Source organism: Streptomyces albicerus (genome assembly GCF_008905045.1).
Taxonomy (GTDB): Bacteria; Actinomycetota; Actinomycetes; order Streptomycetales; family Streptomycetaceae; genus Streptomyces; species Streptomyces albicerus.
This window is the reverse complement of record NZ_VWMY01000001.1, coordinates 211,924-232,001: the sequence shown is the minus strand read 5'-3', so window position 1 is coordinate 232,001 and position 20,078 is coordinate 211,924. Positions and strand designations below refer to the sequence as shown.

The window sequence follows — 20,078 nt, the reverse complement described above, 5'->3', positions numbered from 1 at the left end:
CCCCGCCGCCCCTACCCGTCCCATCCCTGGGGGCTCCGCCCCCAGACCCCCGTATCGGCCTGAACGGCCTCGTCCTCAAACGCCGGACAGGCTGAAAAGCCCTACCCGGCCGAAAGTTGGAGCCGCCGCTATGCACCTCGACCACAACCACACCCACGACGGACCCCCCGCCGTCAGCGCCGACGCTCACCGGCCCGACGGTCGGCGTCGTGCCCTGCGTATCGGGCTCGGTGGGCCCGTCGGGTCCGGGAAGACCGCTACCGTGGCGGCGCTGTGCAAGGCCTTGCGGGACGAGTTGTCGCTGGCCGTCGTCACCAACGACATCTACACCCGCGAGGATGCCGAGTTCCTGCTGCGTGAGGCTGTGTTGCCGCCCGAGCGGATTACCGCTGTGGAGACCGGGGCCTGTCCGCACACCGCGATTCGGGATGACATTTCCGCGAATCTGGAAGCCGTTGAGGATCTGGAGGACGAGATCGGGCCGTTGGATCTGATCCTGGTCGAATCGGGAGGCGACAATCTCACCGCGACCTTCTCCAAGGGGCTCGTCGACGCGCAGATCTTTGTGATCGACGTGGCGGGCGGGGACGACATTCCGCGTAAGGGCGGGCCGGGTGTGACCACCGCGGACCTGCTCGTGGTCAACAAGACCGACCTCGCCCCGCACGTCGGCTCGGACCTCGGTCGGATGGCCGCCGACGCGAAGGCGCAGCGGGCCGAACTGCCGGTGGTCTTCCAGTCGTTGCGGGCGGAGGGCGGGGTGAAGGACGTCGCCGAGTGGGTGCGGGGGCAGCTCGCCGCATGGGTCGCATGACGGCCGGAGAGGGCGGGGTGCGGGCCACCGCGCGGATCGGTGCCCGGCCCGACGGGCGGGGCGGTACCGCGCTGCCCACCCTGGAGGGTGAAGGGCCGCTCGCCCTGCGCCGGACGCGGGCCAGTGGCTCCGAGGCACGCGTCATGCTCGTCGGTGCGATGAGCGGCCCCCTGGGCGGCGACCACTTCACCGTCGAGGCGGAGGCGGCTCAGGGCGCGAGGCTGCACTTCGGGTCCGCCGCCGCCACCATCGCGCTGCCCGGGCAGGCCAAGGGCGAAGCCCGCTACGACGTACGCCTCACCGTTGCCGAGGGCGCGGAACTGCACTGGATGCCCGAGCAGTTGATCTCGGCGAAGGGTAGCGAGCTGTGCGTCACCACACGCGTCGACCTCGCGGCGGGCGCCCGGCTCGTACTGCGTGAGGAGCAGGTCCTCGGGCGGGCCAACGAAGAGCCCGGGCGGCTGACCAGCCGGCTCACCGTCCGTCTCGACGGGCGTCCCCTGCTTGATCAGGAGCTGTCCTGCGGGCCCGGAGCGCCAGGCGGCTGGGACGGTCCCGCCGTGCTCGCCGGGCATCGCACGCTCGGCCAACTCGTGGTCGTACGGCCGGAGTTCGCGCAGCGGCCGGTCGAGGCGCGGCTGCTGGGGGAGTACGCCGCGCTCACCCCGCTGGCCGGTCCCGGAGTCCTCGTGACCGCCCTCGCGCCCGACGCGCTGCACCTGCGCCGTACTCTCGACGAGGCGCTGAGCACTCTCGGTTGAAATACCGGTTGAAACACCGGTCGAAACAAACGTCACCGCTCAACGGACAGGCCTGTTCCGGTTATCGGATTGGCAAAGAAGCCACGTCACCCCTGTTCTCAGGGACCTCACAGCCGAAAGGATCCCCCGTACGGACCACAACCACGTACGGGGAGGACTCACTTGAGGGGTATGAGAAGGGCGACGGCGTTCGGCTCGGCCGGAGCGCTCGTCACGGCGACGCTGATAGCCGGCGCCGTCACGGCCCCGACGGCCAGCGCGGACAGCACGACCAGCATCCGCCACGGCCAGGACAGCCAGGCGCGCGGCGCGGCGATCGCCGCCGCCCGTGCCGCGAAGGCGGGAATCGGCTGGAAGGACTGTCCGGCCGACTGGGGGCTCGAGAAGCCCATCCAGTGCGGCTGGGTCACCGTGCCGCTCGACTACGCCAAGCCGAACGGCAAGCAGATCAAGCTCGCCGTCGACCGCATCGGCAACACGGGCACGAAGGCGGAGCGCCAGGGCGCCCTCGTCTACAACCCGGGCGGCCCAGGCGGCTCCGGACTGCGCTTCCCGCGCCGCGTCACCACCAAGGCCCCGCTGTGGGTGAACACCTCGAAGGCGTACGACTTCGTGGGCTTCGACCCGCGCGGCGTCGGCCACTCGGCGCCCATCTCCTGCGCCGACCCGCAGGAGTTCGTGAAGGCCCCCAAGATGGACCCGGTGCCGGACTCCGAGGCGGACAAGCGCGCCCAGCGCAAGCTCGCCGCCGAATACGCGGCCGGCTGTGCCGAGCGCAGCGGCGAGATGCTGCCGCAGATGACGACCCCCAACACCGTTCGCGACCTGGACGTCATCCGGGCCGCGCTCGGCGAGAAGAAGCTCAACTTCCTGGGTGTCTCGTACGGTACGTACATCGCCGCCGTGTACGGCACGATGTACCCGACCCACGTCCGCCGCATGGTCGCGGACAGTGTCGTCAACCCGTCGCGCGAGAAGATCTGGTACGAGGCCAACCTCGACCAGGACGTCGCCTTCGAGATGCGCTGGAAGGACTGGCAGGACTGGGTCGCCAAGAACGACGCGACCTTCCACCTCGGCGACACCCGCGCCAAGGTCCAGGACCAGTGGCTGAAGCTGCGCGCCACCGCCAAGAAGAACCCCATCGGTGGTGTCGTCGGCCCGGCCGAGCTCATCGGCTTCTTCCAGAGCGCCCCGTACTACGACTCGTCGTGGGTGCCGGTCGCGACGGTCTTCAGCAAGTACGTCGCCGGTGACACCCAGGCACTCGTCGACGCCGCGGCTCCGGACCTGTCGGACACCGCGGGCAACATCGCCTCGGAGAACGGCAACGCCGTCTACACGGCCGTCGAGTGCACCGACGCCAAGTGGCCGACCAGCTGGAAGAAGTGGGACCGCGACAACACCGCGCTGCACAAGAACTACCCGTTCATGACGTGGGCCAACGCCTGGCTGAACCTGCCGTGCGCGACCTGGCCCGCCAAGCAGCAGACCCCGGTGAACGTCAAGACCGGCAAGGGTCTGCCGCCCGTCCTGATCGTGCAGGCCACGCGTGACGCCGCCACTCCGTACGAGGGCGCCGTCGAGCTGCACAAGCGGTTCAAGGGCTCCCGCCTGATCACCGAGAAGGACGCGGGCTCGCACGGTGTGACCGGGCTGGCCAACCCCTGCATCAACGAGCGGGTGGACGCCTACCTCCTCACCGGCAAGGTCGACGCGGCCGATGTGACGTGCACGCCGCACGCCACGCCCAAGCCGTAGCAACGAGCAAGGAGGAGGGGGCGGCCGGGTTCGGCCGCCCCCTCCTTCATGCGTCGCGCGTCGCCAGCCAGGCGTCCTCCGCCGCGTAGTCGAAGAGGTCGCCGTACGCCTCGGACATCTTGGGGTACGCCTCCCGCCAGTCCCGGCCGGCCAGTTGACGCTCGATCCACGCGACCGTGTCCGGCAGCGTCTCGGCGTACCGCGCCACGGCCCGGTAGCCCAACTCCCGCTCGGCCGCGGTCATGTCGCAGACCACCGGGTGCGGGACCGACCACGGGGTGTCGCCCACGGTCTCCGCAGGCGCGGGCCCGTCCACCAGGACGCTTTCGGTCTCGACGCCCATCACGGCGTCGATGGCAGCGGCGATCTCCGCCACCGTGGGCGCGTCGGGATCGACGGCATTGAGGGCGCGGGTGCCCGGCCGCGCGGCGGCGAGCCGGATCAGTTCGGCGATGTTGTGGACGCTCGCCGGATGGAAGCGGCTCTCGCCGCCGAAGGCGATGACGCGCCGGGGACGGCCGTCCAGGTTGCGCTTGACGAAGTAGAGCTCGCGAGGGGTACGGCAGTGCGGCCCGTGGATGGCGCCCGCGCGCACCAGCGTGGTCGGCAACGCGTCGGCGGCTGCGAGGAGTTCGCGCTCCAGGCCCGCCTTGCGGGTGCTGTACGAGGACTCTCCGGGCGCGATCGTGCGCTGGTCCTCCGACATCGGCACCGGGTACTCCGGAAACCCGTCCGGCTGCGACTGCGTATCGAAGTTGCGGTCCTTGTCGTCCTCGTACACCGACAGGCTGGAGATCACCACGGCCGAGCCGACGCGCCCGGCCAGACTCGTCAACTGGCGCCCGTGCTCGGGCCCGTAGGCCACCATGTCCACCAGTACGTCGCAGTCGTCGCCGACCGCGGCGGCCAGGGCGGAGTCGTCCTCGCGGTCAGCCGGCGCCGTTCGTACCCCGTCGGGCCAGGTGTCGTCGCGGCCGCCGCTCCGCGAGACGGCCGTCACCTCCCAGCCGTCCCCGGCGAGCGCCGCCACGGCCACGCGCCCGATCTGTCCCGTCGCTCCGATCACCACAGCTCGTCTCATGGGGCGACCGTACGGCGCGGGCCGTCGGGATCCCAGCCGATTAGCTGCGGGCAGATCGTCAACTGAGCGGCATGCGCGGGAACTTGCGTTCCTTCGCCTTCGCCGCCTTCTCGGCGGCCTCCTCCGCCTTGACGACGGCCGCGTACTGGTCGACGTACTCCTGATCGGAGAGGGTGAGGATCGCGTACATGATCTCGTCGGTGATGGCGCGCAGGATCGCCTTCTCGTTCTCCATGCCGGCGTAGCGGGAGAAGTCGAGGGGCTTGCCGAAGCGGATCACCACGGGGTGGATGTTCGGGATGACCTTGCCGGGCGGCTGGGCCTCGAAGGTGCCGATCATCGCGCAGGGGATGACGGGGACCTGGGCTCTGAGCGCCATCACCGCGACACCCACCTTGCCCTTGTAGAGGCGGCCGTCGTGCGAGCGGGTGCCCTCCGGGTAGATGCCGAGCAGTTCGTCCTTGCGCAGCACGCCGAGGCCCTCGCGGATCGCCGCCTGGCCCGCCTCCTTGCCGGAGCGGTCCACCGGGATCTGCCCGGCGCTGCGGAAGAAGGCGGCCGTCAGCCGGCCTCTGATGCCCGGGCCGGTGAAGTACTCGGCCTTCGCGAGGAACGTGATGCGCCGCTTGATGATCGCGGGCATCAGGAAGTGGTCCGAGAACGACAGGTGATTTCCCGCGACGATGGCCGCGCCGGACGCCGGCACGTGCTCGAGCCCCTCGATCCGAGGCCTGAAGACCAGCCGCAACAGCGGTCCCAGAATCACGTACTTGAGAACGTAATAGAACAAGGGGTCGCTCCTCACTCGACAGGATCGGCTCAACCGCCGCGTTCTAGCAGGTCAACAGGCGTGCCGCGAGACGCCAGTCTAGGCACAGGCGCGCTCCCGCGTAACCGTTGCCGATCGGCCTCTTGAGTGATCGGGATCAGGCCTCCGCAGTGACCGGGATCAGGTCTCCGCCGAGGCACCGCCACCGCCCAACTGGTCGGCCAGACAAGCGAGATACAAAGCCATGGTGGCCCGGTGGTCGCGCAGGGAGCGGCCGGTTATCTGCTCGATCTTGTTCATACGGTAGACCACGGTGTTGCGGTGGACGTGGAGGGCCGCGGACGCCCGTACGAGGTTGAAGCCGTTCTCGCACCAGGCGGTGATCGTGTCGCGGAGTACCGGCCAGTCGGGCTGGGCGCGCAGGTCCGTGGCGGTCAGGTCGAGCAGACGGTTGCGGGCGGGCTGGCCGACCGCCGCCAGGACCTGGTGGACCCGCAGATCGGTGATCAGGTGGACGGGGGAGCGGCCCGCCAGCCGGGCGCCGAGGCGCAGCGCGTCGCACGCGTCCTGATAGGAGTCGTGCAGGGCGCCGACCGAGGCGGCGGGTTCGCCGATGCCCGCGCGGGCGGTGAGACCGCCCTGGGCGGCGATCAGGTCGGTGACCCGTCGGCAGTCGCCGGCCGGCGAGGCCACCGCCTGGTCGGCCTGGCACCGGTGCAGTACGCCGATCCAGCCGGGAGCCGTGGTGGCGACGATGTCCTGCGGGTCGGCGAAGACCTCGCGGACCGTGCGGAGCAGCTCCGAGCGGACCAGCGCCATGTCCCGGGTGGGCGTGCCCTGGCGCCGGCCGCCCGTGTCGGGGACGGTCACCTCGAACGCCACCGCGACCCGCCGCAGCCGCAGGTCGAAGCCCAGCTCGGCGGCCCGGAAGACGAGGAAGTCGCCCTCCACCACCTGCGGGTCGTAGGAGGCGATGTCGGCCAGCAGCTTCTCCGCCGCCCGCTCGGCGAGCAGCCGGGAGCGCAGCATCACCGACTCGCGGAGCAGGATCTCCGTCTGCCGCTTCACCAGCAGGCCGAAGCGGCGCACCTGGGCGGGCGTACCGGTGATCCCGACCGTTCCCACCGCCTGCCCGTCGGTGACCAGCGGCAGGGTGACACCCGGACGCACGCCTCGGAGCCGATGGGCCTGCGAGGCGTTGTGCGTGGCCGGTTCCTGTGTGCGGATCACCTCGACGGACGCCTCGTGGAACGTGCCGACCCGGTTGGTGTCACCGCTGCCGATGACCATGCCCTCCGCGTCGGTGATCAGCACGTTGAAGCCGATGACCGCGGTGGTGTCCCCGGCGATCTCCTGGGCGAGTGACGGGCTCAGCACGGACGTTCCTCCCGTCGAGGGGACGGACCGGGGATGGACCGGCGATGGACCAGAGGTATCGGAGTGGACGCACCGTACAGCAGAGCGAGCGATTTCAGCCGCAAGTTCGTACGAAGTGAACGGTGACGGGCGGTCGGCCTGTCCATAGCGTATGAGCCCATCACATCCCCGCCGGGGGCACAGCGCGGTGAACGGCGGGCCCCTTCAGTGCCGATACCCGTGCCGTTACGGAAGGCCCAAGCCGATGATCCGTGTGCGCTCACTCATGGCTGCTTTGTCAGCGATGCTCCTGATTCCGGCAGTCGCCGCCTGTGGTTCGGAAGGCGACGACGAACCCACGAACGTGTCCGCGAAGACCGCCACCCTCGGCACGCTCACGCCCGGCGTGATCAAGGTGGCCGTCCAGCCGTACGCCCCCTACACCAGCGTCCAGGGCGACAAGATCGTCGGCCTGGACGGCGACATCCTCGCCTACGTGGCCGACAAGCTCGGCCTTGAGATCAAGCCCCAGGTGACGGACTTCGCCGGCATGCTCGCCGGGGTGCAGTCCCGCCGCGTGGACATCACCATCGGCGGCGTCGCCTGGTCCGCCGACCGGCAGAAGCAGGGCCTGTTCACCGATCCGCCCTACTACTCGCCCCCGGCGATGGCCGTCCGGTCCGGCAAGACGTACAAGACGGTCGACGACCTCAAGGGTCTCGATCTCGGGACGGTCGAGGGCTATGTCTGGGTCAAGTCGATCCAGGCGGTGCCCGATGCCGAGCTGCACGCCTATCCCGATGCCAACGGGGTGTTCGACGACCTCGGCGCGGACCGCGTCGACGTCGGGTTCCTCGATCCGCTGATCATCATCGCGGCGCAGAAGGAACGGCCGGACCTGAAGATCGACACCCAGTACATGACGCCGCCGACCGCCGCCGAGGTCAAGGCGAAGCCCGCCTACGCGTACTTCCAGCCGTACCAGACCGGCTTCTACCTGCCGAAGAAGGCCACCAAGCTGGAGAAGGCCATCTCCGCGGAGATCGACGCCATGTACGAGAACGGCGAGATGGAGAAGCTCGTCAAGAAGTACGGCGGCGACCCCGCGCAGTTCCTCGAGCCCTCCGCCGACGTCGCCACCGCGCGCCGGGGCGTGGACCGGCCCCAGGACTGGACGCCGCCGTCCATCGCGCAGTGAGGGGATGAGTGTTCATGAACGACATGGCGTCCGGTCTCTTCCAAGTCCCCTGGTCCGACTACCGGTCCGACCTGATCGACGCACTCTGGCGCACCCTCTCGTACACGGTGGTGAGCTTCGTCGGCGCCGTGCTGCTCGGCCTGGCCGTGGCGCTGCTGCGGCTGAGCAAGGCATGGCCCGCGCGTGCCGTCGCCGCCGTCTACACCGAGGTGTTCAAGAACATCCCGCTGCTGGCCATCATCTTCCTGAGCTACTTCGGCCTCGCCTCGGCCGGGCTCCGGCTGGACGTGTTCACGGCCGGCTGCCTCAGCCTGGTCGTCTTCTACGCCGCCTACCTGTCCGAGATCTTCCGCTCCGCGATCAGCGGGGTGCACGCCGGGCAGACCGAGGCGGGCGAGGCGCTCGGTCTCGGCAAGGTGGGCATCTTCAGCCACGTCATCCTGCCGCAGGCCGTCCGGCAGGCCCTGCCCGGCACCAACACCATGCTGGTCGACCTGCTGAAGTCCACCTCGCTGCTCGTCACGGTCTCCGCCGCCGAGCTGATGTCCGAGGGGCGGCTCATCACCTCGGCCACCTTCCGCGCGCTCGAGGTGTACCTGGTCATCTCGGCGGTCTACTTCGCCCTCTGCTACCCGCTCTCCCAGCTCCTCCTGCTGCTGGAACGGAAGGTACGGGCGGGCGTCCCCCTGTCCCCGTGGCGACGCCGCCGCATGCGGGCCGCCCGCGAACTGCTCGCGAACGACCTCGGCGTACCCGTCGACCGTAAGGAGGCGACGGTATGACCGAGCCCGTCACCACAACCGAGATCACCACTTCTCCGGCCACCGACGCGGTCGTACGGATCGACGGCCTGAGCAAGTCCTTCGACGGCCGCCTGGTGCTCGACGACGTCCACCTGGAGGTCGGCCGGGGCCGCATCGTCAGCGTCATCGGCCAGAGCGGTGGCGGCAAGACGACCCTGATGCGCTGCGTCAACCTCCTGGAACGGCCGGACAAGGGCATGGTTGAGGTCGCAGGAGAGGTCGTGCACCAAGGCGGTCGCACGGTCTGCCGGGACCTGGCGCGGCTGCGCCGCACCGTCGGCATGGTCTTCCAGCGGTTCCATCTGTTCCCGCATCTCACGGCCGTGGAGAACGTCGTCCTGGCGCAACGCAAGGCGGGCATCCCCGAACAGGAGGCGCTGGAACGGGCCGTGGCCCTCCTGCGCCGGGTCAACGTCGCCCACCGCGCCCTCGCCCAGCCCGAGCAGCTCTCCGGCGGCGAGCAGCAGCGCGTCGCCATCGCCCGGGCCCTCGCCCTCAAGCCCGAGGTGCTCCTCTTCGACGAGCCCACGTCCTCCCTGGACCCGGAGGCCACCCGGGAGGTGCTGAGCGTGATGCGGGAACTCGCCGCGGACGGGATGACGATGCTGCTGGTCACCCACGAACTGCCCTTCGCCCGCGAGGTGGCCGACCATGTCGTCTTCGTCGACGGCGGCCGGATCGTGGAGGCGGGCAGGCCCGAGGACGTCCTCGACAACCCGGCCCAGGACCGGACCCGGGAGTTCCTCGCCTCGTACGGAACCGCGTCATGACCGGTGTGTCCGGTCCGGCGGGTGCGGGCGGTGCGGTCGGTCCGGTCGGCGGCCACCCCGTCGTGGTCGTCGGCGGGGGTGTCGTGGGGCTGTGCACGGCGTACTACCTGGCCGCGGCCGGCGTCCCGGTGGAGGTCGTGGAGCGGCGTGGCCTGGGCTCCGGGGTGTCCCGGGGCAACGCCGGATGGGTCTGCCTCAGCCATTCGACGCCCGTCCCCGCCCCCGGGGTGGTGAGGTACGCCCTGCGCTCCCTCGGCAGGCCGGACTCGCCTCTCTATCTGCGACCGCTGCCGGACCCGGCGTTCGTACGGTGGCTGTGGCGGTTCTGGCGCAGCAGCACACCGGCCGCGTTCCGGCGCGGTTACGCGGCGATCGCCGAGCTGAACCAGCACACCTTCGATCTCTTCGACGGTCTGCGCGAGGCCGGGGTCGACACGACGCTGACCCGGCCCGGCATGGTGCACGCCTTCCTGTCGTCGGCCGAGGCCCGGCACCATCTCGCGGTCCAGCGGGAGATGGCGGACGGCCGCTATCCGATGCCCGACGACATCACCACGGGTCCCGAAGCGCGGCTGCTGGACGACGCGTTGTCGTCCCGGGTGCGCGCGGCCTATCTCGTCGAGGGAGAGGGCGTGGTCGACCCGGAGGCGTTCGCCCGCGCCCTCGGGGAGGCACTCGCCGCCCAGGGGGTGAAGGTCCATGAGAACGCGGAGGCCACCGGGTTCCGGTCCGCGGGCGGGCGGGTCACCGCACTGAGGACCGCCCAGGGCGACATCCCCTGTTCGGCCGTCGTCGTCGCGGCCGGCATGCGTTCGCCGGGCCTGCTGCGCTCGCTGGGGAGTCCGTTGCCTCTCCAGGCGGGCAAGGGCTACAGCTTCTCGGTGGACCTGGATCCGGCACCCCGGCACACGCTGTACTTCGGCGAGCGCAGGGCCGTCGCCTCACCTATCGGCGGCACCACGCGGATCGGCGGCACGATGGAACTGAGCGGCAACAACAACCGCCTCGACTGGCGCCGTATCGTCGCCGTCGCTCTCGCGAGCCGGCACTATCTGGGGCGCTGGTTCGACGATCCGGACGATCTCGTCAGCCTGATTCGCGACCCGTGGGTCGGCGGGCGGCCGTTCCTCCCGGACGGCTTGCCGGTGATCGACCGGGTGCCGGGCCACGACAACGCCTTCGCGGCTACCGGTCACGGGATGCTCGGCGTCACGTTGGGGCCGGTGACGGGGTATCGGCTCGCCGAGTACATCCGTACGGGGCGGCGGCCCGAAGCGCTTGTGCCGTTTCGGTTCGACCGGCTTCTTTCCTGAGCCGTCGTACGTCGGAGCGGGTGATGGTGGAGGCGGCGGGTTTGGGGTGGGGTTCGGTGCCGATGGCTTGGCCCTGGGGGCCTGGGTCCAGGCCCCCAGCCCGTCCGTCGGCTGCGGGTTGTCTTGGGCTTGTCGCGCAGTTCCCCGCGCCCCTAAAGGGGCGCCCCCGTGCGCCCGAGCCCTGGAGCCTCTGGATCCCGAGTCGTCAGGCCCCCTCCGTCAGGACCTTCTCCAGTGTCCCGAGTGCCTGGCCGAGTTCATCGGTCGTGATGGTGAGTGGGGGAGCTAGGCGGATCGTCGAACCGTGGGTGTCCTTCACGAGGACTCCCTCGCGCATGAGGCGTTCGCTGATCTCGCGGCCCGTACCGATGGCGGGGTCGATGTCGACGCCCGCCCACAGCCCGCGGGCCCGGAAGCCCTGCACGCCCTTGCCGACCAGAGCCGTCAGACCGACCCGCAGCTCCATGCCCAACTCCTCGGCCCTGCGCTGGAATTCGCCGGTCTCCAGCAGTTCCACGACGGCCGAGCCGACCGCCGCGGCCAGTGGATTGCCGCCGAACGTCGACCCGTGCTCGCCCGGCCGCAGCACCTGGAGCACCTCGCGCCGCGCGACCACCGCGGAGACCGGCACGATGCCGCCGCCGAGCGCCTTGCCGAGCAGCAGCACGTCCGGGACGACCGCCTCGTGCTCGACGGCCAGTGTGCGGCCCGTGCGCCCGAGGCCCGACTGGATCTCGTCGGCGATGAACAGGCACCCGGCCCGTCGGGTCAGCTCGCGAACGCCCCGCAGATAGCCGTCGTCCGGGATGACGACGCCCGCCTCGCCCTGGATCGGCTCGATCAGCACGGCCGCGGTCGTCTCGTCGATCGCCGCTTCGAGCGCGGCGAGATCGTTGTACGGGACCACGCGGAAGCCCGGCGTGAAGGGACCGAACCCCGCGCGGGCCGTCTCGTCCGTGGAGAAGCTGACGATGGTCGTCGTACGGCCGTGGAAGTTGTCGGCGGCCACGACGATGGTCGCCTGGTCCGGTGCGACGCCCTTCACGTCGTACGCCCATTTGCGGGCCACCTTGATGCCGCTCTCCACGGCCTCGGCGCCCGTGTTCATCGGCAGCACCATGTCCAGGCCCGTCAACTCGGCCAGGGACTCGGCGAATTGGGCGAGCCTGTCGTTGTGGAAGGCACGCGAGGTGAGCGTCAGCTGGTCGAGCTGGCGGTGTGCGGCCTCGATCAGGGCCGGGTGGCGGTGCCCGAAGTTGAGGGCCGAGTAGCCGGCCAGCATGTCGAGGTAGCGGCGGCCCTCGACGTCCTCGACCCAGGTGCCCTCGGCGCGCGCGACGACCACGGGCAGCGGGTGGTAGTTGTGCGCGAGGACGGGCTCCTCGGCGCGGATCAGCTCGGCGGACGATCGGGCGGCGCGGACGGGAGCGACGGTCATGAGCGGATCTCCTGGGTGCAGCACTTGATGCCCCCGCCGGCCTTCTGGAACTCCGACAGGTCGACAGGGACGGGAACGTAGCCGTGGCGGGCGAGTTCGCCGGCGAGCGCCTCGGCCCTCGGCGAGATGAAGACATGGCGGCCGTCCGAGACGGAGTTCAGCCCGAACGCCATCGCGTCCTCGTGCGTGGCGATCACCGCGTCCGGGAACAGCCGGCGCAGCACCTCACGGCTGCCGGGGGAGAAGGCCTCCGGGTAGTACGCGATGTTCGCCTCCGACCCGTCGTCGAGCACGAACAGCGCGGTGTCGAGATGGTAGAAGCGCGGATCCATCAGCTGCAGGCTGACCGTCGGGACGCCGAAGAACTCCTGCACCTCGTGGTGGGCCGCCCGTGCCGTACGGAATCCGGTGCCGGCCAGGACGTACCGGCCGACCGGGATCAGGTCGCCCTCGCCCTCGCACACCGACTCGGAGCGGTAGACGTCGAAGCCCGCGTTCTTGAACCACGTCTCGTACGCGGTCGACTCCGGGCGGCGCTGCGGCGCGTGGAAGTACGAGCCGAAGACCCGGCCCGCCATGACCAGCGCCGAGTTCGCGGCGAAGACCATGTCCGGCAGACCGGCGACCGGTTCCACGCTGTCGACGGTGTGGCCGTGGGCGCGGTAGGCGCGGATCAGCTCCGCCCACTGGCCGCGGGCCAGATCGACGTCGACCTGTGTGTCCTCATGCATCCAGGGATTGATGGCGTACTGCACGGCGAAGTGTCTGGGTTCGCAGACAAGAAAGCGCCTCGATCGCGGCACACGGCTCATGGGCACAGAGGGGTTCCTCCGCTTTCCTGCGGTGTTGAGTGGGATGCCTCAACGGTAGGAAGCGGAGGGGCGTCCGACAAGGATCAGCAATTGCGCGCTGCCGCAGGGTTGCTGCGTATAGGGGCGGGTCGGCGCACGATCGATGCGTGGTTAGCCCGCGAGGGTGGATTCCGGTGTCCGAGCCCGCGACCGAGCCGGGGTGCGCTCACGCCTCCGGTTCCGGAGCCGGCTGGTTCGCCCCCGCCTCCGGGCTCTCCGGCAGCAGATGCGAGAGCACCATGAAGCTGATCGTCTTCCGGATGAACGGCTCCACACGGATCCGTTCGAGCACCTCCTCGAAGTGCTCCACGTCCCGGGCCCGTACGTGCAGCAGCGCGTCCGCGCCACCGGTCACCGTCATCGCGGCGGTGATCTCCGGATGGTTGCGCACCACCTCCGCGAGCCGCCGCGGCGGAGCCGCACCCTCGCAGTACACCTCCACGTACGCCTCCGTACGCCAGCCGAGCGCGGCCGGCTCCACCGTCGCCGAGAACCCGGTGATCACACCCGTCTCGCGCAGCCGGTCGACCCGGCGCTTGACCGCGGTGGCCGACAGACCGATCGCCGCGCCGATCTCGGCGAAGCTCGTGCGGGCGTTCGCCATCAGTGCCGTGACGATCTTGCGGTCGAGATCGTCGAACGGCGCGGACGTGGGTCTCATGCGGGCACTGTATCCAGCGGCGCCGGCCCGGACCGCCGCATGTGCAGGCGTGAGAATTACTCCTACACTCCGGGTTCATGCTGCGCGCCCTCGCCGTCGACGACGAACCGCCGTCCCTCGAAGAGCTGCTCTATCTGTTGGACGCCGATCCACGGGTGAGCAGCGTCGAGGGCGCGAGCGATGCCACGGCGGCGCTGCGCCGGATCAACCGCGCCCTGGAGAGCGGCCCCGACGGCGACGAGGGCATCGACGTCGTCTTCCTCGACATCCACATGCCCGGGCTCGACGGGCTCGACATGGCGCGGCTGCTCGCCGGGTTCGCCAGACCGCCGCTCGTCGTCTTCGTCACCGCGCACGAGGGTTTCGCCGTGCAGGCCTTCGATCTCAAGGCCGTCGACTACGTTCTGAAGCCCGTACGCCGGGAGCGGCTGGCCGAGGCCGTCCGGCGGGTCGCCGAGCAGCTGGACGCGGTCCCGCCGATACCCGTGCACGAACCCGACCCGGACCACATATCCGTCGAGCTCGGGGGAGTCACCCGCTTCGTCGCCGTCGAGGACATCACCCACGTCGAGGCCCAGGGCGACTACGCCCGGCTGCACACCGCCCAGGGCAGCCACCTGGTCCGCATCCCGCTCTCCACCCTCGAGGAACGCTGGCGCTCCCGCGGCTTCGTCCGCATCCACCGCCGCCATCTCGTCGCCCTCGGCCACATCAGCGAGCTCCGCCTGGACGCGGGTACCGTAAGCGTCCTCGTCGACTCGGTCGAACTGCAGGTCAGCCGCCGTCACGCACGAGAACTGCGCGATCTGCTGATGCGCCGGACCGCGAGCTGAGGAGGCCGGAAGTGGCCCAGGACCCCACCGACCGCCGTGTCGTCGTCACCGGCCCGCCGCGCCGCACGCGCCCGCTGAACCGCTACCGGCCGCGCACCGAGATCGACGAGCAGACCACGCTCGGCCACACCTACGTCCGCTCGCTGATGCGCTCCCAGCTGCGCGCCGCGCTCACCGTGTTCGCCGTACTCGTCCTCCTCGTGGGCCCACTCCCGCTGGTGTTCGCCTCGATGGGCGACAGCGCGGGCCTCGAGTGGATCGTCCTCGGCTTCTGCATCTACCCGCCGCTCGTGCTGCTCGCCCGCTGGTACGTGCGCCGCGCCGACCGCAACGAGAAGGACTTCGTCCGCCTCGTCGAGGACCGCTGAACCGATGACCGCTGAACCGCCGACCGCGACCGAAGACCGCTGAGCCCATGAACGAGCCGAGGACCGATGAGCCCGTGAGCGAAGAAAGCCCGTGAGCGAGAACAGCCCGTGAACCAGAGCAGCCCGTGAATGAGAACTACGCCGTCCCCGCCGTCGCGCTCGTCGTCGTCGCGACCGTCTTCGTCGGCGCCTTCGGTCTGCGCATCTCCCGCACCACCTCGGACTTCTACGTGGCCTCGCGCACCGTGGGACCCCGGCTGAACGCGGCCGCCATCAGCGGCGAGTACCTCTCCGCCGCCTCGTTCCTGGGCATCGCCGGCCTCGTCCTCGTCCAGGGCCCCGACATGCTCTGGTACCCGGTCGGGTACACCGCCGGCTATCTCGTCCTGCTGATCTTCGTCGCGGCCCCGCTGCGCCGCTCCGGTGCGTACACCCTGCCCGACTTCGCCGAGGCGCGGCTCACCTCGCAGGCCGTACGGCGGCTGGCCGGAGCCTTCGTCGTCGGCGTCGGCTGGCTGTACCTGCTGCCCCAGCTCCAGGGTGCGGGCCTGACGTTGAACGTGCTGACCGGAGCGCCCAAGTCGCTCGGCGGCATCATCGTCGCCGTCGTCGTGGTCGCGACCGTCGCCGCGGGCGGCATGCGCAGCATCACCTTCGTGCAGGCCTTCCAGTACTGGCTCAAACTCACCGCCCTGCTCGTCCCCGCGCTCTTCCTGGTCCTCGCCTGGCAGGGCGACGGAGCCCCGAGCCGCGCCTTCGAGGAACCCGCCACGTTCCGCGAACACCGGGTCGTCCGCGTGGACGCCGGACTCGACCTGAAGCTCACCCGGCCGCTGAGCGTCACCGCGGACGGCACGGTCGACGGCGAGCGGTACGAGGGCGAGCAGGTCCAGCTTCCCGTGGGCACCCACCGCATAGAGGAGGGCACCCGGCTGGCCTTCACCAAGGGCGACTCCGTCCCGGTCGCCGACCGCGGGAGCAACGGCGGCATGTCCACCTCGCTCGCCGCGGGCCGCGAGGAACGCCCGCTGTACGCCACGTACGGCCTGATCCTCGCCACCTTCCTCGGCACCATGGGCCTGCCGCACGTCGTCGTCCGCTTCTACACCAGTCCGCACGGCGTCGCCGCCCGCCGCACCACCGTCGCCGTGCTCGGCCTGATCGGCGCGTTCTATCTGCTGCCGCCGGTCTATGGCGCGCTGGGCCGCCTGTACGCCCCCGAGCTCACCCTCACCGGAGACGCGGACGCCGCCGTGCTGCTGCTGCCCGACCGGGTGATCGGCGGGCTCGGCGGTGACCTGCTGGGCGCACTGGTGGCGGGCGGGGCCTTCGCCGCGTTCCTGTCCACCGCCTCGGGACTCACCATGGCGGTGGCGGGCGTGCTCACCCAGGACGTGCTGCCCTCGCGCGGCGTACGGCACTTCCGGCTCGGCACGGTCCTCGCGATGATCGTGCCGCTGGTGGCCAGCGTGGTCGTGGGCGGACTGCCCGTCGCGGACGCCGTGGGGCTCGCCTTCGCGGTGTCCGCCTCGTCCTTCTGCCCGCTGCTCGTCCTCGGCATCTGGTGGCGGCGGCTCACTCCGCCCGGCGCGGCGGCCGGCATGCTCGTCGGCGGCGGCTCCGCGCTGCTCGCGGTCGCGGCCACCATGGCGGGCTTTCCGGGCACGGGCTCACTGCACGCGCTGCTCGCCTGGCCCGCGCTCTGGTCGGTGCCGCTGGGCTTCCTCACGATGGTGCTGGTATCGCTGGCGACGCCCGGCCGGGTGCCGGTGGGGACCGCGGCGATCCTCGCCCGGTTCCATCTGCCGGAGGAGCTGTCCGGGGGACAGGTACGCGCGGAGGTCAAGGCATGAGTGGTTTCCTGGCCGGGCTCCTCGTGGCCGTACTCCCGCTGCTGGCGGGCGGATTCTGGCTCGGCCGGCGCACCGCGCGCCCGCCCAGCCTCGGCGGCCTCGGCACGCCTGTCGAGCACGCCACCTTCGAGACCCTGCACACCGCGTCGCTCGCCGCCCCGCCGCTGCGCGCGGGCCTGACCGGGGAGACCGCCCGCAAGTCGGCGCGGCGATTGCGCACCCTGCTCGGCACCGACGCGCTGTGCCTCACCGACCAGGACTCCGTGCTCGCCTGGGAGGGCGCCGGCGAACACCACCGGGACCAGATCATGGAACGGCTGGGCGGCCCGCTGGAGACCGGCCGCGGCGAGGCCTTCCGCCTCGACTGCGACGAGCCGTACTGCCCGCTGCGGTGGGCCGTCGTCGCCCCGCTCACCGTCGACGACCGGGTGTACGGAACGCTCGTCGCCTGTGCGCCCCGCGAGTCCGCCGTGCTCGTCCGGGCCACCGGCGAGGTCGCCCGCTGGGTCTCCGTCCAACTGGAACTCGCCGACCTCGACCAGTCCCGTACGCGCCTGATCGAGGCCGAGATCAAGGCACTGCGGGCGCAGATATCCCCGCACTTCATCTTCAACTCGCTCGCGGTGATCGCCTCGTTCGTCCGCACCGACCCCGAGCGGGCCCGCGAACTGCTCCTGGAATTCGCCGACTTCACCCGCTACTCGTTCCGCAGGCACGGCGACTTCACCACGCTCGCCGACGAACTGCACGCCATCGACCACTACTTGGCGCTGGTCAGGGCCCGCTTCGGCGACCGCCTCTCGGTCACCCTGCAGATCGCCCCCGAAGTACTCCCGGTCACCCTGCCCTTCCTCTGCCTGCAGCCCCTCGTCGAGAACGCCGTGAAACACGGCCTGGAAGGCGGCACGGGCAAGGTCGACAAGAGCCACATCAGCATCACCGCGCAGGACGCGGGAGCCGAGGCGCTCGTCGTCATCGAGGACGACGGCCCCGGCATGGACCCGGACCGGCTGCGCCGCATCCTGGCCGGCGAGGTCAGCCCCTCGGGCGGTATCGGCCTCTCGAACGTCGACGACCGCCTGCGGCAGGTGTACGGGGACGACTACGGCCTCGTCATCGAAACCGCCCTCGGAGCGGGCATGAAGATCACCGCCCGCCTGCCGAAATACCAGCCGGGCGTCCACTCCGCGGGGCGGCTGTCCCGCGAATGAGCCCCCAGACAAGCGCTGTCGGCTGCCCGGGGGACGAAGCGCGAAGGGCGTCAGGTGGGGCGCGACACCACCATCGCCAGCGTGATCAGACCGAGCACCACCCAGCCGAACCACAGCCAGCCGCTGCTGCCGAGCGCCACCGTGTAGGCCGTGACCACCACCAGGCCTCCGACGGTGAGCACCCCCATCGTCTTCGTAGAACCGGGCATCGCAACACCCTCCTCATGGTTCGTCCCTCTCCATGGTGCCCCCGTCTTGGCGAATTGCGGTGCACACCACGAAATGTGTGCCGGAGTTCCAGGCACTCCGGCCCACCCAGGAGGAGCTCGTGTAGACGTTCGCGGGGTAGCCGTAGTCGTTCGGCGGCGCGCCCTTCAGACAGGCCGCGGTCGCCTGCTTCCGCGCCTCGGCCAGGGTGGTGTCCGGGCTCATACGCACGAAGTCGAGCACCTGCTCCTCGTGCGGGCCGGCGCAGGAGACCAGCTTGGCGCTGTTGTCGGAGAGCCTGTCGAGACAGTCCCGCTTCTGCATGGTGGCCGTGTCGGTGAACACCGTGCCGAGCCCCCGGTGGTCCCCGAGCGGGCCGAACAGCGGCGTGCCGCGTGCGTCCAGCAGCAGACAGGCGACGCGGTGCCCGGCCGCGTCGAAGCCCTCGGCGGTCGGTACGACGGCGTAGGAGCGCACGTCCGCGAGTTTCTTGCCGGTCTCGTCGGTGCGCTGCCGGCACTGGGTGGCACCGCTGGAGCGCGCCTGCTCGGCAGACGCCGCCTCGAACACCGCCATCACCTGTCCGTACGTGTCCTCGCTCTGGCAGTCCACGACCCTGAGCCCCGGATCGCCGGTGAACGGGGTGCCCTTCCAACGGGCCGCGACACAGTCGCTGTTTTTGAGCGGCTTGGTCAGCCCGACGGCCTCTCCGTACGGTTTTCCGTCGCCGTCGCCCGGCAGGTTCGCCATGGCGTACCAGGCCCCGCCGCCCGCGAGAGCCAGTCCGAGCGCGGTCGCCAGTACGGCCCGGAGAACATGGTTGTGCTTACGGCGGCGCCGTCCGGTGGCGGCCGGGGGAGGGCCGAATCCCGGTCCGGTGGCCCATGGGTTGTGATCCTGCCCGGGCGGCCAAGTGAGGGGGGTCTCGGGTCCGGGAGGCCAGGCGCCGGGGCTCTCCTGGCCGGGAGGCGCCGCCGAGGACTCCTGCGCGGCCGACGGCGCGTACCACTGCGAGCCGGTTCCGTGGTTCTGCGAGGCGCTGGGGGCCTGGGGAGTCCGAGGAGCGGCCGTATGGGTGTCCGCGCCCGCCCAGGGCGGCTCCGAGCCCGGGTCGAGCTGGGTCCGGGGATGCGACTGGGGCGTCAGGATCGCGGACAGCGCGGCCTCGGTCTCCTCGGCGGTGATCCGGCGGACGGGGTCCTTGGTGAGCATGGCCGCCAGGAGCGGCTCCAGCGCGCCCGCGCGCAGCGCCGGACGCGGGTCCTCCAGTACGACGGCCGTGAGCGCCGCGAGCCCCGACTCACGGTCGAAGGGGCCGTGGCCCTCGACGGCGTAGTAGAGCGTGCAGCCCAGCGAGAACAGGTCGGCCGCGGCGGTGGGCGGCCCGCCCTGGGCCCGCTCGGGTGCCAGATACCCCGCCGTGCCGATGAGGGCGGAGGTCAGCGTCCACCGGGTCTCGTCGCCGTCGGGCTGCACGGAGATGCCGTAGTCGGTGAGCAGCACACGGGCGTACGGCGACCCGGTGCGGTCCGGTGCCAGCAGGATGTTGGCCGGCTTCACGTCCCGGTGCATGATGCCCCGCTCGTGCCCGGCGGTCAGCGCGTCGAGAACGGCGAGCCCGATACGGGCGCATTCGGCGGGGGCCAGCGGCCCGCGCTGGGTGACCAGGGCGTGCAGGTCGAGCGCGCCCGCCACGTACTCCATCACGATCCAGGGCAGGCCTTCGTGCTCCAGCACGTCGTGCACGGTCACCACGTGCGGGTGGCCGCGCAGCCCGGCCGCGTGCCGGGCCTCGGCGCGGGCCCGGGCGACCCTGGCCGAGCGGTCCTGTCCGGCCTCGCCCGGGTCGCGGAACACGATCTCCTTGAGCGTGACCTCGCAGGCCAGCCGCTGGTCGTGGGCGAGCCAGACATGGCCCATGCCGCCGCTGCCCAGCTGGTTAAGCAGGAGATACCGGCCGCCGATAACCCGGCCGACTCCCGACTGCGGTGATCCTGATGCCATCCGGTCACTCCCAGGACTCTGCGCTG

The 20,078-nt window shown here is 70.9% G+C and carries 19 protein-coding genes; 11 read left to right on the top strand and 8 right to left on the bottom strand.

Annotation, left to right across the window (positions count from 1 at the left end; translation table 11 throughout):
• The first annotated feature begins 130 nt into the window (after positions 1–130).
• From ureG to GAS53_RS01055, 3 genes are all read left to right on the top strand, one after another.
• On the top strand, positions 131–814 hold the full coding sequence (ureG, locus tag GAS53_RS01065) for an urease accessory protein UreG (RefSeq protein WP_151475441.1): 684 nt from the start codon (positions 131–133) through the stop codon (positions 812–814).
• Complete coding sequence (locus tag GAS53_RS01060; protein WP_404829159.1) at positions 811–1,575, top strand: urease accessory protein UreD; 765 nt, start codon at positions 811–813, stop codon at positions 1,573–1,575. Before ureG ends, GAS53_RS01060 begins: the two co-directional genes overlap by 4 nt.
• Positions 1,576–1,746: 171 nt before the next feature.
• The gene (locus tag GAS53_RS01055) at positions 1,747–3,336 is read left to right on the top strand and encodes an alpha/beta hydrolase (RefSeq protein ID WP_151475439.1); all 1,590 of its coding nucleotides are present in this window, start codon (positions 1,747–1,749) and stop codon (positions 3,334–3,336) included.
• A 46-nt stretch (positions 3,337–3,382) separates the two neighbouring features.
• Here GAS53_RS01055 and GAS53_RS01050 read toward each other — a convergent pair whose 3' ends face one another.
• The 3 genes from GAS53_RS01050 to GAS53_RS01040 all read right to left on the bottom strand — a co-directional run bounded on the left by GAS53_RS01050 (position 3,383) and on the right by GAS53_RS01040 (position 6,563).
• Positions 3,383–4,417, bottom strand: a complete 1,035-nt coding sequence (locus GAS53_RS01050; RefSeq protein ID WP_151475438.1) for an NAD-dependent epimerase/dehydratase family protein — start codon at positions 4,415–4,417, stop codon at positions 3,383–3,385.
• Between the two features lie 58 nt (positions 4,418–4,475).
• Positions 4,476–5,207, bottom strand: a complete 732-nt coding sequence (locus tag GAS53_RS01045; protein ID WP_151475437.1) for a lysophospholipid acyltransferase family protein — start codon at positions 5,205–5,207, stop codon at positions 4,476–4,478.
• Between the two features lie 159 nt (positions 5,208–5,366).
• On the bottom strand, positions 5,367–6,563 hold the full coding sequence (locus tag GAS53_RS01040) for a CdaR family transcriptional regulator (protein ID WP_151475436.1): 1,197 nt from the start codon (positions 6,561–6,563) through the stop codon (positions 5,367–5,369).
• A gap of 283 nt (positions 6,564–6,846) precedes the next feature.
• Here GAS53_RS01040 and GAS53_RS01035 point away from each other — a divergent pair, with 283 nt between their 5' ends.
• Genes GAS53_RS01035 through GAS53_RS01020 form a run of 4 tightly spaced genes read left to right on the top strand, consistent with a single transcriptional unit; the run spans position 6,847 to position 10,626 of the window.
• Positions 6,847–7,740 carry a substrate-binding periplasmic protein gene (locus tag GAS53_RS01035; protein WP_225858642.1) on the top strand — a complete coding sequence of 298 codons (894 nt, stop codon included), beginning with the start codon at positions 6,847–6,849 and terminating at the stop codon, positions 7,738–7,740.
• Positions 7,741–7,754: 14 nt separating this feature from the next.
• Complete coding sequence (locus GAS53_RS01030; RefSeq protein ID WP_151475434.1) at positions 7,755–8,522, top strand: amino acid ABC transporter permease; 768 nt, start codon at positions 7,755–7,757, stop codon at positions 8,520–8,522.
• Positions 8,519–9,313, top strand: a complete 795-nt coding sequence (locus GAS53_RS01025; protein WP_151475433.1) for an amino acid ABC transporter ATP-binding protein — start codon at positions 8,519–8,521, stop codon at positions 9,311–9,313. Before GAS53_RS01030 ends, GAS53_RS01025 begins: the two co-directional genes overlap by 4 nt.
• A complete protein-coding gene (locus GAS53_RS01020; RefSeq protein ID WP_225858641.1) occupies positions 9,310–10,626 on the top strand; it encodes an NAD(P)/FAD-dependent oxidoreductase in 1,317 nt (438 codons plus the stop codon). The genes GAS53_RS01025 and GAS53_RS01020 overlap by 4 nt, the downstream gene beginning before the upstream one ends.
• A gap of 205 nt (positions 10,627–10,831) precedes the next feature.
• Here GAS53_RS01020 and rocD read toward each other — a convergent pair whose 3' ends face one another.
• From rocD to GAS53_RS01005, 3 genes are all read right to left on the bottom strand, one after another.
• Entirely contained in the window at positions 10,832–12,064 is a 1,233-nt protein-coding gene (gene rocD / locus GAS53_RS01015; protein WP_151475432.1) for an ornithine--oxo-acid transaminase, read from the bottom strand.
• Positions 12,061–12,882, bottom strand: coding sequence for a dimethylargininase (ddaH, locus tag GAS53_RS01010; protein WP_151475431.1), 822 nt, complete (start codon positions 12,880–12,882; stop codon positions 12,061–12,063). The genes rocD and ddaH overlap by 4 nt, the downstream gene beginning before the upstream one ends.
• A gap of 199 nt (positions 12,883–13,081) precedes the next feature.
• On the bottom strand, positions 13,082–13,576 hold the full coding sequence (locus GAS53_RS01005) for an Lrp/AsnC family transcriptional regulator (protein ID WP_151475430.1): 495 nt from the start codon (positions 13,574–13,576) through the stop codon (positions 13,082–13,084).
• 77 nt (positions 13,577–13,653) lie between these two features.
• Here GAS53_RS01005 and GAS53_RS01000 point away from each other — a divergent pair, with 77 nt between their 5' ends.
• The 4 genes from GAS53_RS01000 (at position 13,654) to GAS53_RS00985 (ending at position 17,841) form a co-directional block, all read left to right on the top strand.
• Positions 13,654–14,409, top strand: coding sequence for a LytR/AlgR family response regulator transcription factor (locus GAS53_RS01000; RefSeq protein WP_151475429.1), 756 nt, complete (start codon positions 13,654–13,656; stop codon positions 14,407–14,409).
• Between the two features lie 11 nt (positions 14,410–14,420).
• Positions 14,421–14,777, top strand: a complete 357-nt coding sequence (locus GAS53_RS00995) for a hypothetical protein (protein WP_151475428.1) — start codon at positions 14,421–14,423, stop codon at positions 14,775–14,777.
• A 125-nt stretch (positions 14,778–14,902) separates the two neighbouring features.
• Positions 14,903–16,630, top strand: coding sequence for a sodium/solute symporter (locus GAS53_RS00990; protein WP_151475427.1), 1,728 nt, complete (start codon positions 14,903–14,905; stop codon positions 16,628–16,630).
• A complete protein-coding gene (locus GAS53_RS00985; protein ID WP_151475426.1) occupies positions 16,627–17,841 on the top strand; it encodes a sensor histidine kinase in 1,215 nt (404 codons plus the stop codon). The genes GAS53_RS00990 and GAS53_RS00985 overlap by 4 nt, the downstream gene beginning before the upstream one ends.
• A gap of 50 nt (positions 17,842–17,891) precedes the next feature.
• Here the strand turns inward: GAS53_RS00985 and GAS53_RS00980 are convergent, their stop codons facing one another.
• Together GAS53_RS00980 and GAS53_RS00975 are read right to left on the bottom strand one after the other, a co-directional pair.
• On the bottom strand, positions 17,892–18,050 hold the full coding sequence (locus tag GAS53_RS00980; RefSeq protein WP_107102596.1) for a hypothetical protein: 159 nt from the start codon (positions 18,048–18,050) through the stop codon (positions 17,892–17,894).
• A gap of 13 nt (positions 18,051–18,063) precedes the next feature.
• On the bottom strand, positions 18,064–20,052 hold the full coding sequence (locus GAS53_RS00975) for a serine/threonine-protein kinase (protein WP_151475425.1): 1,989 nt from the start codon (positions 20,050–20,052) through the stop codon (positions 18,064–18,066).
• Positions 20,053–20,078: the final 26 nt, after the last annotated feature.

Coding starts and splice junctions, on each gene's coding strand:
- ureG (WP_151475441.1), top strand. CDS start 131: ATGCACCTCGACCACAACCACACCCACGACGGACCCCCCGCCGTCAGC.
- GAS53_RS01060 (WP_404829159.1), top strand. CDS start 811: ATGACGGCCGGAGAGGGCGGGGTGCGGGCCACCGCGCGGATCGGTGCC.
- GAS53_RS01055 (WP_151475439.1), top strand. CDS start 1,747: ATGAGAAGGGCGACGGCGTTCGGCTCGGCCGGAGCGCTCGTCACGGCG.
- GAS53_RS01050 (WP_151475438.1), bottom strand. CDS start 4,417: ATGAGACGAGCTGTGGTGATCGGAGCGACGGGACAGATCGGGCGCGTG.
- GAS53_RS01035 (WP_225858642.1), top strand. CDS start 6,847: ATGCTCCTGATTCCGGCAGTCGCCGCCTGTGGTTCGGAAGGCGACGAC.
- GAS53_RS01030 (WP_151475434.1), top strand. CDS start 7,755: ATGAACGACATGGCGTCCGGTCTCTTCCAAGTCCCCTGGTCCGACTAC.
- GAS53_RS01025 (WP_151475433.1), top strand. CDS start 8,519: ATGACCGAGCCCGTCACCACAACCGAGATCACCACTTCTCCGGCCACC.
- GAS53_RS01020 (WP_225858641.1), top strand. CDS start 9,310: ATGACCGGTGTGTCCGGTCCGGCGGGTGCGGGCGGTGCGGTCGGTCCG.
- rocD (WP_151475432.1), bottom strand. CDS start 12,064: ATGACCGTCGCTCCCGTCCGCGCCGCCCGATCGTCCGCCGAGCTGATC.
- GAS53_RS01005 (WP_151475430.1), bottom strand. CDS start 13,576: ATGAGACCCACGTCCGCGCCGTTCGACGATCTCGACCGCAAGATCGTC.
- GAS53_RS01000 (WP_151475429.1), top strand. CDS start 13,654: ATGCTGCGCGCCCTCGCCGTCGACGACGAACCGCCGTCCCTCGAAGAG.
- GAS53_RS00985 (WP_151475426.1), top strand. CDS start 16,627: ATGAGTGGTTTCCTGGCCGGGCTCCTCGTGGCCGTACTCCCGCTGCTG.
- GAS53_RS00980 (WP_107102596.1), bottom strand. CDS start 18,050: ATGCCCGGTTCTACGAAGACGATGGGGGTGCTCACCGTCGGAGGCCTG.
- GAS53_RS00975 (WP_151475425.1), bottom strand. CDS start 20,052: ATGGCATCAGGATCACCGCAGTCGGGAGTCGGCCGGGTTATCGGCGGC.